The sequence below is a fragment of the Aromatoleum toluolicum genome (assembly GCF_012911005.2).
In the GTDB taxonomy this organism is placed as follows: Bacteria; Pseudomonadota; Gammaproteobacteria; order Burkholderiales; family Rhodocyclaceae; genus Aromatoleum; species Aromatoleum toluolicum.
The window spans coordinates 1-481 of the sequence record NZ_WTVS01000190.1 but is presented as its reverse complement, the minus strand read 5'-3'; the positions used below and the strand labels follow the sequence as shown (position 1 = coordinate 481).

The following is a 481-nucleotide window of genomic DNA, read 5'->3' as shown; positions in this document are numbered from 1 at the left end:
GTACAGGTCCGTGCCATCCTCGAACAGGATGTAGACGAATGAGTCGCCAAAGAACGAGAAACCTCGCACCGTCTTGGCGCCCGGGACGGACAGCATGGTGGTGGACAGCGGGTATGTGACCTGGTTCTCCACTATCTGCGGTGCTTGGCCGGGATAGGAAGTGCGAATGATGACCTGGACATCCGACAAATCGGGAAGAGCGTCCACGGGGGTGCTGCGCACACCCCACACGCCCCAGGCCGTAAGCATCACGGTCGCCAGCAGAACCAGGAGTCGGTTCGCCACCGACCAGCGGATCAGACGCGCGATCATGGCTTGATCCTTTCCACGGCAGTGATCACGAAGTCCTTGCCTTGCTGCTGGAAGGTGAACTTCACCTGCTGCTCGGGTTTCAGTGCTTTTGCCAGTTCTGGGTTTGCCAACTTGAATGGCATGGTCATGCCGGGCCACTTCAGTTCAGGCACGGCCTCGTGGGTAAGGG

The 481-nt window shown here is 59.5% G+C and carries 2 protein-coding genes; both read right to left on the bottom strand.

Annotated features, from left to right (window positions below; all coding sequences use genetic code 11):
• Nucleotides 1–312, bottom strand: a 312-nt coding sequence (locus GPA27_RS28315; protein ID WP_169143735.1) for an efflux RND transporter permease subunit, incomplete at its 3' end; no start/stop codon positions are given.
• Nucleotides 309–434 (bottom strand): copper-binding protein, encoded by a 126-nt coding sequence (locus tag GPA27_RS28310; RefSeq protein ID WP_246261544.1) that lies wholly within the window; start codon nucleotides 432–434, stop codon nucleotides 309–311. The genes GPA27_RS28310 and GPA27_RS28315, both read right to left, overlap by 4 nt.
• Nucleotides 435–481 lie beyond the last annotated feature (47 nt).

Bases quoted from the DNA above. Each gene is read 5' to 3' on its own strand.
- GPA27_RS28310 (WP_246261544.1), bottom strand. From the start codon at position 434: ATGCCATTCAAGTTGGCAAACCCAGAACTGGCAAAAGCACTGAAACCC.